The following is a 15912-nucleotide window of genomic DNA, read 5'->3' as shown; positions in this document are numbered from 1 at the left end:
AATAACCGAAAGAATTGATCATGGACGAAAGGTCTTTAGGGGATTTATGTCAGTCATAAATGAAAGTGAAGAGCTAATTAGACGAATTTATCAAATCACCAACGATTACCAAAAGGGTTTCGATATTCAAATTAGTCAGTTACTTATTTTAGGTTTGGAACGATTTAATCTTGATATTGGTATCTTATCTAAAATAGAAGGGAACAAGTATACCGTTCTCAACTGTGTAACCCCAGAGGAAGTGCCTTTAAATGCTGGAGATGAGTTTGAATACGCCTCCACCTATTGCGAAATTACTTGCACTGCATTTGGCCCTGTCGCAATTGAACACATGGGAACTCATAATAAATACGCTTCTCACCCAGCCTATGCGGCTTTTGGTTTAGAATCTTATATCGGTATCCCGATCTTTGTTGATGATGAAGTAGTAGGTACGTTGAATTTTTCGTCAGCTAGACCTTACGAGAGAAAATTCGAAAGCACAGATATCGACGCATTGAAGCTCATGGCTTCTTGGATTGAAGTGGAAATGATTCGACGCAAGCAAGAAGAGCAGTTACAAATTCTAAATCAAAAGCTTGAATTTCAGGCTTTAAATGACCCACTGACAAAAATTCCTAACCGACGCTGTATGTTTAAAACTCTCCACGCTGATATTGAGCGCATGAAGTCTGCGGGTGGAAAGGGAACATTAGCCTTGATCGATATTGATCATTTCAAACGTGTTAATGACACTTATGGTCATCAAGTTGGTGACGAGGTACTGGTGAAAATTACTGACGAACTAAAAAAAGTAGCAGGTTCAACTGATTATTTGGCGCGTTTTGGTGGCGAAGAGTTTGTGGTTTGGATACCCGAGCGTGCAATCCGTGAACGTGAAGTAGTACTGCAGCAGCTTCATGATTGTGTGAAAGAAGTTAAGGTCAAAGGAAACTCAATCACCGTCTCAATCGGCGCATGTCATTTCGCATTTGATAATATAAATACAGAATGCCAAAAAACTGTTTTGGATGACTTTATTTCTCAAGCGGACGAATGCTTATATGAAGCCAAAAGCCAAGGAAGAAATTGTGTCGTCGCAAAACAGTTTTCTACGGTCTCTGCGTGTTAGCGATTATCAGGTAGTCGATTTTTTAGATATGGAAATAGCTGCTTGATTTGTTCTTTGGATAACTCGCGAACAGTTTCTATATTCGTTTCTGGAATGGATTCCGGATCAGGAAAGTGCTTTAACGCTTTTTCTAGGCTATCTTCTCGAATTAAGTGGAAAATTGGATAGGGTGAACGGTTAGTTAAGTTGTCCGTATCATTAGGTTGGTTACCCGCGAAACAATAATCAGGATGAAATGTAGCGACTTGAAAAATTCCTTCCAATTGCTGTTGTTTTAGTAGTGCGTCAACCCAATCCAGAAACAAATTATAGTCGTCGAACGAGCTCAACATATTTGGCGTGACGACTAAGGTCGTTTCAAGCTCGGATTCTGGCTTAGATTGGAGTTGGTTCAGCTCTTGTAATATGTCTTCAAGTAGTGGCTCTTCTCTGCTCGCTTCGCTAACTACGATTCTTATTTGTTTATTTCTTTGGGGCTTCGCTGCAAACGGACACAGATTAAGGCCGATAACAACTTTTTCTAACCAACGTTCAACTTCTTCTAAAATCGAAGTAACGTCATTTGATTTGATATCCAACACAGGCTCTCTTAGTGATTGCTTTTCGCAAGTGTACTCTTAATATGAGTGTTAGTTTCTTGCTTAAGAAGTGTTATGGCAAGCAATAATATTATTGCGACTAAAATGCCACCCCCAATCAAGACACCAAACCAAGACATTTCTTGCCAGCAATACAAGAGAAAGAATCCACCTAAGCTGCCGCCAATGTAGTAATGCACCAAGTACAATGCTGTCGCTGTAGCTTTAGCTTCTGCGACGTTCTGGCTTACCCAAGAGTATGCGAGAGAGTGAGTAAAAAAGCCGCCGAGACTAATTAATATTAAGCTTATTATCATGGCTGGGATTGTATCGAAATAGGCGATACTAAGTCCTAGCAGACAAATGATTGCGCCAAGAATAATGCCTCGAATAGGATGTCTCATCGCACTCCATTTACCAGAAAAAGTAGAGCTTATGGTGCCACCTAGGTAGCACAAGAATATTAGTGAAGCGAGGCCAATGGGCATATTGTGCGGAGAGGCGACTAACCTGAACCCCATTACAGTATAAACATTAACGAACAGAGCAAAGTTGGCAGCTCCGATAAGCATCGCAAACCAAATTTTCCGGTTTTTTAAATGTTTTATCACTGCTCGATTATGATAGAAAAATAAGCCTCTTTGCGGCTTAAATTGCTTTTGCGCTGGCAACAGCCCTAGTACAGCGATAGCTCCAACCAACGTTAAAATCGCAATATACAGCACCGCTTGCTTCCAACCAAAAAGCTCGGTTAATGTGCCTCCAAGAATTCTTCCAGCAATTCCTCCTAGAGAGTTGGCTGCAATATAAATTCCAATAGCATGTGAAAAGGCAGATGAGGTGAGCTCTTCCACCATATATGCAACGGCTACAGATGCAAAAGCAGCGATAGCAACCCCCATCATTGCGCGTCCAAGAATTAAAGCGTAGAAGCTATCGCTGGCAATAAAACTGATACCAATTATTGGCATAGAGAATAGGCCGAACAACATAATTTTTCGTCTGCCATGCGATTCAGACAAAATAGCCCACGGGACAAGACATATAGATAGTGCCAGCGTTGACGCTGCAAATATCCAATTTATCATTGTTTCTGAAATTACGAACGACTGCGAGAGCAGAGGAAGAATTGGCTGAAAGTAGTATAAATTACAAAATATTAGGAATGACCCTAAAGCTAAGCTGATGATCACTCTTTTATATTCAGGGGTGTTATGCTCAATCATTTTTCATCCCATTGACGTTGATGTGACCACGCTATCATTGTCTGTTTTATAAATGAAATATATTTAAAATATCAAGTCGATATATTTTATATATTATGGAAATCCGCCAATTAAAACATTTTATCGCCGTTTCTGAATATGGGCACTTCACCCTTGCAGCGAGATCGTTAAACATCGCTCAACCAGCGCTGAGTATCTCAATTAAAAAATTTGAGCAACAATTAGGAGTCGAGCTATTTAGTCGTACGGATAGAAAAATCGAATTGACCCAAGAAGGTCGAGTACTAATGGTTCATGCAAAAAGAATTTTGCAGCAGGTTGATGATGCAAAACTTGCGATTGATGAACTGATTGGTTTAGAGAAAGGTGAAGTAAGACTTGGGGCGCCTAGCATGATGGGCTCGTATTTTTTTCCTGAAATCATCATGGCGTTTAAGTCTCAATATCCACAGCTAAAATTGGTGCTGGTCGATGAAGGAACTCAGTCAATTCGACAAATGCTACTGAACGGTGAGTTAGATATTGGAGTGATTTTAGCGAAAGATGTCCCTGATGAACTAGAAACGGATCATTTGCTCAGCACAGAAATGCTGGCTGTTTTTGGTGAGCAGCATCCGTTAGCAAGCCAAGATTCCGTTTCTTTCTCTGAATTTTTCTCACAGGATTTAGTTATGTTTAAGAAAGGGTACTTTCATCGTGACTATATCGACAAAGCCTCCGAGAAATATGATTTGCCTTTAAAGTTGTCTTACGAAACTAACTTGCTGACTATGATTTTAAATATCGTTAAAAGAGAGTTTGCGGTAACAGCTTTGCTTGAGCTAGTGACCCAACATGAACAAGGAATTAAAGGCGTACCATTTCAAGATAGAATTTATTTAGATTTAGCGTTGGCATGGAGAAAAGAAGGCTATCAATCAAAGGCAGATAGGGCATTTATTGAATTTGTTAAGCGGTATGTTTGAAGTTGCTAAAAGTGATTTGTTATTTAGCTTTCAACCCCATAAATTGAGCATGATGCGTTTTTAGTTTTACAGAGTTTAACTTCCAGTCTTGTTTCAAATGGAGGCGAAACTGGTCGATTTCTTCTGGCTCCAAATAATCGCCCAATGGCTGACTGTCGAGTAAAAATTCCAAGTCGTGTTTCACACCTTTGAATGGTGTAGCTTTCGATTCCTTTGAATACAATATCTTGAAATTTAGAGAGGTAAGCTGGCTTTCAAACTCTTTAAACCTTAACTTGGAATAGGAAAAATTATCTATCATTCTCTCTGTGTATTCTTCAAGCTTTTTGTGCAGATACCTTTTTATATCCAACGCATTTTCAGCTAGAGAAAACCTAAGTGCTAGAACGCCTAAGGGGTTGAGTATTTGGTAACACTGAGAAAGTAACAGTTCGATATCGTTATGCCCTAGCCAATGAAAAGCAGCATTTGAAAATATGACATCATAGGATTCTTGTTCACATCTGTTAAGCCAACTGGCTATTTCTGAGCAAATGATGGTTACCTGATCGGTATTATAGTTACTATGAAAAGTTTCTAACATAGACTCATCTCGATCGATACAAGTAACAAGGGTTGAGGTTAACTTAGCGAGCTCAATCGACAGCTTACCGTTGCCGCAACCAAGATCCACCTCGCTTTTGGTATGTAATTGACAAAAATCAGCTAATTTATCGAGAAATACTTTTCCATATTGATACTGATAGTGTTTTTGAAAGCAATCATATCGTTTACCATGCCAGCCCATTGTCCTCTCCTTTAGAGGCTATAAAGTTGTATCCCATATAGGATTTTATCTACTTCACCAATTTAGTGGTTAAAAAAGCTTTATGATTGTTCTTTATTTTGTAGCTGAGCAAGTTTATCTAGTAATTTAAGTGATTCTGGGCGAACTCCATAGGAATTGTGGAAGTTAATAATCTTTGCTTTTGCTTTGTCGTATTGCTTCATATCTATCGCGATGCGACAGGAATGTATTAACGATACAATTCTATTTGGTTCATAAGCGAGTGCTTTCTCAAAGTTTGTATTGGCTTTTGAACTATCCCCTGACTTTAGATGGCATAATCCAGCGTTTTCATAGATTCCAGCTATGTGGATATAAGAAGAGGCTACTGCGGCTTGGAAGTAATCCAGTGCTTGTAAATATTGATTTTGTTTGCAGAGGAAAGCGGCATAATTATTTAATACGTGGCCATCGTTTGGAAAGTGTTTCACTGCTTTTTTATAAGTAGTGTCTGCTAGTTTTAGTTCGCGGACGCTATCGTAGTAGTGAGCTAATGCCAATAGAACAAATAGACTGTTCGGTGCAATCTGGTTCGCTTTTATAAGGTTTTCTCTCGCTTTGGTATTGTCCCCATGTTGCATGTACGAGAGCCCTAGCTGAGCTCTAGTTACCGCAGACTCTTCGAGAGTAAAACCATGTGAAGGCGTGTTTGATTGAGTTGAAACAGAACAGGCTGTTAGGAATAAACAAATAGACAGTAAATGAATCTTCATAGGCTCTATTAGGGTCTATAGACCCTACTTGTAAGGTTTGCCTATATTAATCGAGTGGACGATTATATTAAGAGTCATTAACGATCATTACGATCACATATACAAAGCAAATTGTTGTCTAAGTACTAAGTTTCAATAATTACTCGTCTACAGTAAATTTCTCTTCACTAAACTGCGCGAGGTCATAAGGTGTTTGTTGATAAACACAGTAATTTAGCCAATTAGAAAAGAGTAGGTGACCATGACTTCTCCAGCTTGCTTTTGGAGTGCTGTTAACGTCATTGTTTGGGTAGTAATTTACTGGAATGGCAGGGTCTATTCCTTCCTGCATGTCTCGAGTATATTCAGTATGTAGGCTTAACGCGTCGTATTCTGGGTGCCCTGTTACAAACACATTTCGTTTATCTTTTGTTGCAGCGAGGTAAACGCCAGCGATATCAGAAGTCGCTAAGATATCTAGGTCCGTATTTTCCTCTATAAACGCAGGAGAGAAATCAGCATACCGAGAGTGAGGAGCTAAGAACGTATCGTCAAACCCACGTAGAATAGAGTGATAAGGTTGGTGAATTTCGTGCAAGTATACTCCGGAAAGCTTTGCTTTTCGGGTTCGCTTAGGCAAGTTGTACAATAGCTTTAACCCCGCTTGGGCGGCCCAGCAGACATAAAGAGTGGAGGTGACGTGGTCACGTGCCCAATTCATGATACTTTGTAAATGCTCCCAATAGATCACATCTTCAAATTGCACTAAACCTAATGGCGCTCCAGTAATAATGAGTCCATCGTAATTCTGGTTTTTGATCGTTTCAAATTGGCGATAAAAGTTGTCTAGGTGCTCTGTCGGGGTATTTTTACTAGGTCTGTTGTCGATGCGAAGAAGTTCAACGTCTACTTGAAGCGGGCTGTTTGATAGCAATCTGAGGAATTGAGTTTCCGTCTCTATTTTTTTTGGCATCAAGTTTAAAATGAGAACCCGTAATGGTCTAATTTCTTGGCTTGAAGCTCGAGTCTCAGACATAACAAAAATATTCTCCTGCCTCAATACGTCTGATGCAGGCAACTGATCGGGAATTTTTATTGGCACGGCAGCCTTCCTTTTATTATGGACGTCTATACTTCTAAAGCTAACTCAAATGTGCAGAGTTGTCGATAGTTCCTGAATGTTTTTTAATGTAGATTAGCGGCATTGGAAAATTCGGGAATAGGGCATGCCTTCGAGATTAAAACTGATATTGATTAGAGGGTTACCGGGAACTGGTAAATCAACCTTAGCTAAAACATATAAAATCAACCATTTTGAAGCTGATATGTATTTCGTTAATGAATTTGGTGACTATGTTTTTGACGGCACTAAGCTAAAACAAGCTCATGCGTGGTGCCAATTTAAATTAGGGCAAGCACTAGCAAAAGGTGAAAGTGTCGTTGTCTCCAACACCTTTGTACGGTTGTGGGAGATAAAGCCGTATGAAAAGCTAGCAATGAAATACGATGCAGAGCTAGAAATAGTGGAATGCCATCAAATATATTCCAATATTCATGGAGTACCCACTTCTACTATTAATCGCATGAGAAGGCAGTGGCAAAGTTTAACTGAAAGCTGAAAACGTAATGCATTGGCTAGGTAGACTTAAGCAGCGTTATTCTTTTATTAATTATTATTTGATATTTTGCAGGTGCATGGTTTAGCTGGAGTTCAATATTCTCATCTATGGCGTTATTAACCGACATGCCATTGAATGGATGAGCTCCACCTATCACACAGCTAATGATAGCGATTGAAACCCAGTCATCCATTTTTGTTGATGGGTAAACGGTTTTTTTTGGTAACCCAGAAAAGCTGGGTGTGACACCTTTTGTCAGGTGCTCTGAATACAAAGTTCCTAACTTGCAATGAGTAGCAAAATCGATAAGGCATAAAGTTTGGTCAGGGCGCACTATAATGTTCGATGGTTTTATGTCGCCATGGATGTATCCAAGAGCATGTAAGCTGCTTGCTAGTTTCTCTAATTCCGCCAAATTAAACTGGGTTAGGGGTAGGCCCTCACGCTTAAGTTTTTTTGCTAAGCTTTCCCCCTCAATATATCTAAGTAGCAAAATATCTAGCGAACGAAACGAGCTGTAATCCAATAACTGTGGCCAGTTGTTGGATGGGTGCTTGTGGAGGAACTCAGCTTCACTTTTAAGAGCCATCTTTTGGATAGTTGAGTGAGCAAATTTGTAAATCACTTGCCCATATTCTGGATGAGTAGCCAGATAAACATTTGAGCTTAAATTATTTATAAACTTAACTTTTAGTTTACTCAAATATTCAATGGCGCACGTGAGTACGCCATTATTTTTGTTGGTAGGGACATTAGATTGCACTTGGCAGACTAAATGCGGAAAAGAACCCTGGGACGAACGGGTTTTCCCGGCCCTGAGTTTTTATTGCTAATCTAACTTTGTCTTTCCCATAGTCAAATTCAACTTGCGTATCTTGCGCTGTTGTGTCTTTCACTCTTGGCTCAATGAGACGGAACCAATTCCAATTGCCTTCATAGCTTTCTTTGGCAATTGTTGTCGTTTGAGCACTCACATCAATACTTAACAAGTCTTGGAGTTGCGATTCTCCTTGCCAAGACTGTTGGCTCCACAGAGTTGGCCCATGCCTATAAGTAAAGATAGGCTTATCAGTAGATATAGAGAACTCTGTAATGCCTGGGCTCATATCAATAGCTTTCATCTGGAATTGAATGGATACGTTATTAGGATCAGACAAAAACAGAGCTTTTCGAATATCTGTCGATTTATCTATCATGGTCCAAAGTTTTGGAGATAGAGCTAGTCCTGAATTTGGTAGTAGCCCAGGTAAAAATGGTGTTTTTCCTGACTCAAAGGTGAAGTTTTTCAACGTCGTACTATAGAACTTGTTTAGTATTCCTTCTGTACCAAAAAACGCTTTAACGTCCGCAACGCTCGCATCAAGCTTTGACTTCTTATCGAATGGGTAGAAAGGCTTAATTGTTTGTTGATAAGGTCGGTATACCATCGCATTCCAGCTAGAGTTTAAATAATCATGTGCCAGTGACATCACCATATCGTTGCTTTGTTGAGTTACATCTGTGAGTAAAGCATCTACCATTGGAGGTTGACTGGTTGCCTCTTTAGCAAGAATACTAATTGGATTTTCAACTTTTAACGTCGCTGACAAAGTTTGAAATGCTAGCTTTTCTGGCTCTTCGCTACTGTAAAATTTGTCTAACCAGGTTTTTGTACTAGTAATTGATTTCATTAGGCTATCAATAGGGCGAATATTCTGCGCATTTTCATTCATTATCTTGTGATAATTGCGGAAATTGATTGTAATTTGCCTTGCTGCTCGTTTGGATTCTTGATCTTGCTGCAATGCCTCTTTCGCCTCTTGTTTTTGATCAGCGGTTTTTTGTGCTTCAGGCATAACAAGCTCAACGGATGTATATTTGTTGATAACGCTTAGCAACTTAGTTAACGGGTTATCAGAGGTATCTGCAAGTAAGTTAATTGCGTTATTCAACTCACTAGGGTTGGTAATTGGTTTCGCTTTTACGTTATTGATAAAGTTGCGCCAGTAATTGATATAGTCGTTCTGATACATTTGTCTTAAGTCACGACTAATGCGGAACATTTCTAACGCGCTTGGTGCAGAGCCAGCGACCCCTTCATAAGCTTTTAGAGCGTTCTGAATGGCTGGTGAGTCAACAGATAAATCAAGGTCATTAAATCCGGTTGGAGTGTATAAGTAGGGGACGAAATAACCAACATAATTGGATGAAAATGAGAAAAGCTGGTCGAAGTTAGTTCCTAATTCTTTACGAATATCGATTCGGGTAGAGTATTTTGGCGAGTGAATGATATGGTCATAAAGCAAGGTCTCAATGCCGGTTTGATTGATGACTTTTTTCGCCAACTTTTCCAAATCCATATTTGGCTTTTTAGGTACAAGATCATTTGCAAACACATCATCTAACAACGCGCGTAATTGAGCGACGCTAACGGTATCCGAGTCGCCTTGATCTTGTAAAGCAGTAATAAAGTAGGATTTTAATTCTTGGATATTGGTTCGTTCAGGATTAAATAACAAACGATAGTCATTGAGTAACGCTAGAGTTTTCGATTGATCTTCTAAATTAACATAGACGAACAAGTCTTTTTCTAGCATGTTCTCCATAGATGGTAACAATACCGCTTGTAATTCACTGAAGTACGCTTTTTCAACTTCTTCCTTGATACTAGGGCCTAAAATCAAAGGAACCGCATACCAAGGCTCAGGTTGTCTATATAGCTCATAAATGCGATAGAGAGAGTATAAGTTAGGAATGTTTTCGTCTAGATTTTCAATGTCATAAGGCGAAGCTGCAATTGCTTCTTTATACCTTTCTAACATCATATCTGCGCGAGAGTCACGTTGGCTTTGAAAGTCAAAATCTAATTTGATCGTTGTTAATACTCCGACTAGTAGCAACAGCCAAAAAACTGTGTAGAACACCTGACTTAAGATAAGGGTGTTTTCTTTGCGTTTGTTTACCCCAGTTAATTCGTGCTCATTCAGAACAACATGACTCATTATCCGTTGGGCAAACAAGGTTTGATGAATAGGCATTTGCTGGTGTTGGGTAAAAGTCTCATTGCCCAAAGAGTGGTTGACTGTACTTGCTAGTACATCATCTTGTGGGTGTTCTTGACCGTTGTGGGTAAAGTAAAACCCTCTAAACAATAAGCCGTTGCTAAGTTGCTCACCTCGATACAAGCGCTGCAAGAATGCCCATAAGTTTTGCTTCAGTAAACCAAACTGAAATGGAGCGCTAGCAATGGAGTTTCTAAACTCTTGGTTCAATTGCCCAGAAAGAGCGTTGCTCATACTAGCGATTAATTGGCTAATTAAATGATCATATTCGTCATTAAACCAGTTGGCATCGATGCCACCATTTTTTTGAAATGGGAACGTTGCGCCAAATACATCATCACGTTTTGATTCGTCAAACGCAGAAAAAAACTGGCAGAAATCACTAATGCTGCCCATATTCGTGATGACATTATAAACAGGTAAATCTAAACCAAATGAATAGTTATAAGTTTTTATTTGAGATTTTAACTCGTCTGCTGCATGTGTGATTGTTTCGCTATTTTCAAGTAAAAATGAAGCTTCAGTGGTGACAAGTATTCCGTTGACCGCCTGTCTAGGACGCCACCTATTTAAGCATTTACAAAGTGTTTTCAGATACTCTTGTTTTTGATCTTCTTCGAGGCTGATTGATATAAGGGTTGAGTGTTCACCTAACCAGAAAAGGATAGGAAACTCTATATCGTTACCGAAGTCGTCGACTTTGTAGGCCTCGTAGCCCATTTGAGTGATGATATTCCTATCTTGGTTCGGGCTTGAGCTCAATAGCAAATATATTGGATGATCATATTTGCTTTGGAACCTTCTTTTCCTCTGCTGAAGACGTTGCATTCGGTTGAAGTGAGCAATGAGCTGTTTGCGCCTTTTGTTAATAACGGCTGCTTCATTGGACTTCTCTTGTTGATTTTTACCTTTAAACTTGTTGTAAAGCAGGTATGCCAAAAAACCAAATACTAAAGAAAACGCCAAATTGATCAAAAGCATCATGATCAAATTAGATTTCAAGGATGTTAGCATAACCGCTGCGGTGCCAGCTGTATAAAAGAACACAGATGTTAGGGCAGCGAAACCTAATGCTTTACGTCGATTGCTTTTTGAAGACTTGTCATCTGCCATAATTACTTAGACTCTTCCTTGCTATTTGTTGGAGCATCACCCCGAACTAGAATTGGTTTGATATTGGTATTATCTTGATACCAAGTTTTAATCGTACGAGCGTCATCTGAGCCGTTAGTCCTAACGATTACACGGTAATAGTTTTTATACGGGAGGATTTCGGTTTTGTAGCTTGAAGGAGCAAGCTTAGATACAAATTTCTGAGCATTTTGTTTGGTTGAAAAAGTAGCCAGTTGAACAAACCATACCGATTTACTGGTTGCAAGAGATTTAGGTGGCTCTTTAGATACGAGTTCCACCTTACTTGCTCTTTTAGGTGCAGTCGCTAGATCGTCGTCATCACTGATAAATACAATATCTTTTACTTGTCCCGACAGTACATAACGCTCGCTAAATTGAGGTAAGTAGGTAAAGTCTCGGGCGCGCTGAGGCAACGTTTTCGTATACCAAAACTTAGTGAGTCCAATACAAGTTGCTATTAAGCAGATAAAAAATAGTGAAGTTACTAGATAGCGTTTTCGTCGAGTGGGTTTACGTACTTTAGGTAACGAGACTTTAGTATGGCAGTAAATTCCACTTGTCTGCCTATATTGACTGATAATTTGCTCAAGTTGATGAACAAAGCTTTTTAGCTGCTCACTTCCAGTTTCTCGATATTGTCCTTTGAAGCCAATATTAATAAACAGATAAATTATTTCGATCAGGTCAATGAGTTTATGTGGTTGGCGAATAGCCTTTTCCGCGACCGTAAAAAATAATTCACCACCATTTCTCATTCCAAATAAGTCGCTGAGTAGTGTTTTGTTTTCCCAGCCACGTTTTTCTCCCCATTCTGTATAAATGATGAACTCATCGACGACTACTGCGTATAAAAAACAAAGTTTGTCGATTACAGCTACGGGGTAGGTGAGGCTTGCGCCCTTAGCTTTAATAGCGTTGATATCTTCAACGAGTCGACCTCTTAGTGAAGCTAAGTCATCAGGTTCAGGTAGAGTTGATATTTTTAAAATCGTTGCCAATAGCTCACTACTAATATTGATTAGTTGGTTTTCTGCTTTGTCAAAATGGCGCAGAAATTCTACCTGTGTGCTGGAGACTTTTACTCTTGCCTTTGTCGATGAGTCTATGCTTTGTTCTTGTTCGGCAAAGTCATTCTCTTTGTCATCCCAGACAAGGGTTGCTTCATCTAAGTAATCCATAACTCTATCTCAATGCGTAAAGAACAACTTCTAGTTCGGAAATCCGTGCGTCAACGTGTAGCGCTAGTGCATCTCTTGTTTCTAACATATCCAACCAATTCCGGTCTGCTGCATCTACCTCAAAATAAGCAACTCCTTGCATTGGTTTTAATTCATTCGGAGCTAATGGTAGTGGTGTTAGCGATATACCTGAGAGAGAGTTTCTAACGAGTTCCACAATTCTTGAGTTACTACTCAACTTCGCTGAAATAGGAAAAAGTTCATTTAGCTCTGTGCTACTCACATTCGACTTAACACTGAGTACAAAACGGCGATTAGCCACACTACTAGGGTCTTTGATTATTGTACGTAGTAGACGGCGTTTTTCGAATAATGCGGTATCCCAATGAAACTCAATAACGGAATCTTGTTGGACCAAGGTAAGCATGTTGCGTAAGCTTGAAAACAATGGGTTGAAGCTATTGTACAAATGGTGATATTGCAAAGGAGAACAGCTATCCGGAGTCGCAGGTGTCAATGCCATGACTTGAGCCTCAAACTGCTTTAACTTACCGTAAAGTTCATGGGTCTGTAACTTTGGGTTTGCGATAGTGAGATCAAACCAAGGAAGCCAAGTGTTTAAGGTCTGCAACCAAAGATAATCTTGCATCATTGACTGCGCACTCTTTTGCCCTTGGCCGGCACGGATCCTTTGTAATAGGTTTTGAGCTCGGTTGCTTGTTAAAGCGTGTATCTCTTTCAATCTTTCGGTTAAAAGCTGTGAAGCTCCATAGTGTAGGCAAGCTGGGATAAAGGCTCGATCTAATATCACGTCACCGGTATCGCTACTCTCAAGGATTTTTGCCACTGGTATTAAAGTAAAACCAGAGGTGTCATCGTTTTCCAGTTTCAGAGTCGTATTAAGTTGCGCAACATCGATTGCGATACTAGCGTTGGCTGATGTTGAGGCATCAAACACGTTGATAGAACGTGTTAAATAACGACTTTGGTCAGATTCATTTTCACTGTAGTCATTATTACCTTGCAATGAAATAGGGAGTGCTAAGTATGCGACGGTTTCAATCGTCCCTTGAGGAATATCGATCGCTACTTCGTGGGATAGCTCAAAATGGGTTCCATCAGGAAATAAGCCTGCACAAGATGAGATCGAGAGCTTACCTATCCTTAGTAAATCATGGTTTATAGTCAGCTCGGTAATACCATAAAAGGGAGAAAATCCAGCCAACGTTTCAACATTTTGACGGATATAGTTTTGAACATATCTGTCTTGTTGCTGAAAATGCTGGGGGGCAATGAACATACCTTCTTGCCAAACAACTTTTTTATACGCGTCCACGTTAATTTCCTATGTTCTTTGCCTAAGCCGATTAGGCTAAAAAATTTGCCACCAACTAGACTTTGGCGTCATAACTTTCAATGTCGACTTATTGCCAGTCAGGTCAAGCTCTAAATACTGATTAGACTTGGTTGGTAAAATGGTGACGGCTTTGGGCTCGCTATCTTGATAATTTGCAAACTCTACTAATGTCGCTATGTACTGAGTGTTTTTGTTGACGTCAATTTCCATATCCTTTTTAGTGTTTGGTAAGACGATGGGCAATACCTGCTTTGAAACCAAACTCGCCCCGAGTAACTGAACGTCATTACTGTACAGATCGATGAATGCTAGTTGTTTGAATACCTGTTGGTCAGTAAGCTGATAAAGCCTGACCACGACTGGGTTTGCTACCTTGTTTTGATACTGATTAATACTAGCATCAGCATTCACCACCAGTTTGTATTTTGTTATCGCTGGCGTTGGATCTGATGAGCAGCCGTAAAGAAATACTGAAAGCAATACTAGCCACTTGGTCATTTATTTTCCTTACTTTGTTTTTGCATATTTTCCATGAATAATGCTTTAAATTGCCTTTGGAAATCTCCGTTTTCCTGACGATGTTTGAAATGCTTACGATAAATGCGCCAATACTTTTTCTCTTTATTGGAAAAAACACCTCCAATGTACTCTTTAAACTGACTTTCAAGCTGATGCGGAGAAAAATGTACCAAAAACTCTTCCACTGTTTTTTCTAATGCTTCAAATAGTGCTTCATGTTGAAGTTGTGGGTTTTGCAAATACTGTTCGTTTTTTTCTGCCATCGTAATCAGTTTGTCGATGGACTCTCTTAGATAAGTTCCCCGAGCCGCCATAGAATTTACTGGAAGGTACTCTGAATCTGACTCGGTAGGGGAGAATGGGTTACTGGAATCTACGCTATTTACATCCTCGAATGGCTCGGGTTCTATGTTTGGCTCGATTTTGCTTTTATCAATATCCTCAAATGGGTCTGCCTCAAAAGGGTCATCACTCAGTACGTGATCTTGTGAGAAACTTGACTCAGGCTGTATATCTGTATCCAACCCATCGGTATCTAAAAAATCAGTGTCGTCTTCTTGCAACTCAAGAGTAAAGTTTTGCGTAAAAGTTTCCTCTTCGACTTCCTTTGGTTTGGGCGCAGTTTTAGCGTTGACTAATGTGCTAATCAATATGGTGTAATTTTCTACTTTTAGGACATCTCCATCGTTGAGTGGATACTCTTTATCTCTCAAAAGGGGCTTGTCATTCAGCATGGAACGATTTGGACTGGTGTGCTGGACTGTGTAACCATTCTCAGTAAGTTTTATTTGCCCGTGAACGCGGGAGATTCGCTTACTTTGATCGGGCAAAGCAATATCGCAAGAAGGTGCGCGGCCAAAGTTTCCTCCACTCTCAGGCAAATAGATTACGCGGGAGGCAACAACTTCTTCTTCAGGTATGGAAATCAAGTGAACGCTAATCGACACAGCTTACCTCTCGCATTTTAAGATGGCTGAATTAAAAGCTTTCAGAAAGCCAGGATACTTTTCTAAAAATCGTTTGGAAAAATACACGCCCATATTTTTTGACTCTAAAACTTCACGCTTAAAGTAATCAGTTGGGAGTGACGCTTGCTCGAGAGCTTCATTGAATACCAACTCATCTTCTAGAGCCACATCTATCTCACGATCTTTCAAAAGCTTAAGTAGAACTTTAGCATTGCGTGGCTGCTTAACCACGTTGTAGCCATGGCGCTTTAGCCAAAACCATTTATTGGAGCCAAATTTAGCAGAGAATTTTAAATTGATTTTTGATAGCTCAGTAATTTTGGGTTCAACGCCCGGAGCAAAATACCAGTCGAGTTTTTGTTCGGCAATCGGTAGAGATAGCGTCGCGTATTCGTCTCGCTCTTTAGTTTGAGTGGCAACGAAGAAACCATTTTGAGCACCACTGTGTACTTTAAGCTGAGCTTCTGCCCATTTGGTCATGGTAATTTGATAAGGTTGCCCCATCTCACTTAATGCACACTTTACTTTATCGAGAGCAATACCTTGCATGACGCCATTTTTGTACTCTTGATAAGGTGGCCAGTCTTGCGTGGTCAACAATAGCCTAGCAGGTCCGACACTTGCTTCGGCAAATGTTGAACCCGAAAAGCACAGCATACTTAACAAGGCCACCTTAATATGATGTTTTGACTGTATAA

15 protein-coding genes are annotated in these 15912 nt (G+C 39.8%); 3 read left to right on the top strand and 12 right to left on the bottom strand.

Translation table 11 applies throughout. The features are described from left to right. The first annotated feature begins 46 nt into the window (after positions 1 to 46). Entirely contained in the window at positions 47 to 1111 is a 1065-nt protein-coding gene (locus tag ACM2FC_RS05895) for a GGDEF domain-containing protein (protein WP_498479942.1), read from the top strand. On the opposite strand, the gene ACM2FC_RS05890 is transcribed toward ACM2FC_RS05895, so the two are convergent. Beyond that, entirely contained in the window at positions 1108 to 1692 is a 585-nt protein-coding gene (locus tag ACM2FC_RS05890; RefSeq protein ID WP_498479941.1) for a DUF1415 domain-containing protein, read from the bottom strand. The two genes, ACM2FC_RS05895 and ACM2FC_RS05890, sit on opposite strands and share 4 nt — an antisense overlap. Before the next feature lie 8 nt (positions 1693 to 1700). Then, positions 1701 to 2915 (bottom strand): MFS transporter, encoded by a 1215-nt coding sequence (locus ACM2FC_RS05885; protein WP_498479940.1) that lies wholly within the window; start codon positions 2913 to 2915, stop codon positions 1701 to 1703. Between the two features lie 95 nt (positions 2916 to 3010). Here ACM2FC_RS05885 and ACM2FC_RS05880 point away from each other — a divergent pair, with 95 nt between their 5' ends. Continuing rightward, complete coding sequence (locus tag ACM2FC_RS05880; protein ID WP_498479939.1) at positions 3011 to 3880, top strand: LysR family transcriptional regulator; 870 nt, start codon at positions 3011 to 3013, stop codon at positions 3878 to 3880. Between the two features lie 19 nt (positions 3881 to 3899). On the opposite strand, the gene ACM2FC_RS05875 is transcribed toward ACM2FC_RS05880, so the two are convergent. From ACM2FC_RS05875 to metA, 3 genes are all read right to left on the bottom strand, one after another. Continuing rightward, positions 3900 to 4667 carry a class I SAM-dependent methyltransferase gene (locus ACM2FC_RS05875; RefSeq protein WP_498479938.1) on the bottom strand — a complete coding sequence of 256 codons (768 nt, stop codon included), beginning with the start codon at positions 4665 to 4667 and terminating at the stop codon, positions 3900 to 3902. A gap of 80 nt (positions 4668 to 4747) precedes the next feature. After that, positions 4748 to 5419: a type IV pilus biogenesis/stability protein PilW gene (pilW, locus tag ACM2FC_RS05870; protein WP_498479937.1), complete on the bottom strand. Its 672-nt coding sequence runs from the start codon at positions 5417 to 5419 to the stop codon at positions 4748 to 4750. A 139-nt stretch (positions 5420 to 5558) separates the two neighbouring features. Next, positions 5559 to 6500 (bottom strand): homoserine O-succinyltransferase MetA, encoded by a 942-nt coding sequence (gene metA / locus ACM2FC_RS05865; protein WP_498479936.1) that lies wholly within the window; start codon positions 6498 to 6500, stop codon positions 5559 to 5561. A gap of 124 nt (positions 6501 to 6624) precedes the next feature. Between metA and ACM2FC_RS05860 the strand changes: the two genes are divergently transcribed. After that, positions 6625 to 7017: an AAA family ATPase gene (locus ACM2FC_RS05860; RefSeq protein WP_498479934.1), complete on the top strand. Its 393-nt coding sequence runs from the start codon at positions 6625 to 6627 to the stop codon at positions 7015 to 7017. A 16-nt stretch (positions 7018 to 7033) separates the two neighbouring features. Here ACM2FC_RS05860 and ACM2FC_RS05855 read toward each other — a convergent pair whose 3' ends face one another. The 7 genes from ACM2FC_RS05855 to ACM2FC_RS05825 are packed head-to-tail and all read right to left on the bottom strand — an operon-like array spanning position 7034 to position 15871. After that, positions 7034 to 7780, bottom strand: a complete 747-nt coding sequence (locus ACM2FC_RS05855) for a protein kinase domain-containing protein (protein ID WP_498479933.1) — start codon at positions 7778 to 7780, stop codon at positions 7034 to 7036. Continuing rightward, positions 7770 to 11171, bottom strand: coding sequence for a type VI secretion system membrane subunit TssM (tssM, locus tag ACM2FC_RS05850; RefSeq protein ID WP_498479932.1), 3402 nt, complete (start codon positions 11169 to 11171; stop codon positions 7770 to 7772). The genes ACM2FC_RS05855 and tssM overlap by 11 nt, the downstream gene beginning before the upstream one ends. Before the next feature lie 2 nt (positions 11172 to 11173). Continuing rightward, entirely contained in the window at positions 11174 to 12370 is a 1197-nt protein-coding gene (icmH, locus tag ACM2FC_RS05845) for a type IVB secretion system protein IcmH/DotU (RefSeq protein WP_498479931.1), read from the bottom strand. Between the two features lie 4 nt (positions 12371 to 12374). After that, a complete protein-coding gene (tssK, locus tag ACM2FC_RS05840) occupies positions 12375 to 13706 on the bottom strand; it encodes a type VI secretion system baseplate subunit TssK (protein WP_498479930.1) in 1332 nt (443 codons plus the stop codon). Positions 13707 to 13742: 36 nt separating this feature from the next. Continuing rightward, entirely contained in the window at positions 13743 to 14225 is a 483-nt protein-coding gene (tssJ, locus tag ACM2FC_RS05835) for a type VI secretion system lipoprotein TssJ (RefSeq protein WP_498479929.1), read from the bottom strand. After that, positions 14222 to 15193, bottom strand: coding sequence for an FHA domain-containing protein (locus ACM2FC_RS05830; protein WP_498479927.1), 972 nt, complete (start codon positions 15191 to 15193; stop codon positions 14222 to 14224). Before ACM2FC_RS05830 ends, tssJ begins: the two co-directional genes overlap by 4 nt. Positions 15194 to 15196: 3 nt before the next feature. Then, positions 15197 to 15871 (bottom strand): substrate-binding periplasmic protein, encoded by a 675-nt coding sequence (locus ACM2FC_RS05825; RefSeq protein ID WP_498479978.1) that lies wholly within the window; start codon positions 15869 to 15871, stop codon positions 15197 to 15199. Positions 15872 to 15912: the final 41 nt, after the last annotated feature.

This window comes from Vibrio sp. A37 (assembly GCF_059777565.1).
Note: the sequence above shows the minus strand (reverse complement) of the source record. Positions and strands in the feature narration are given on the sequence as shown.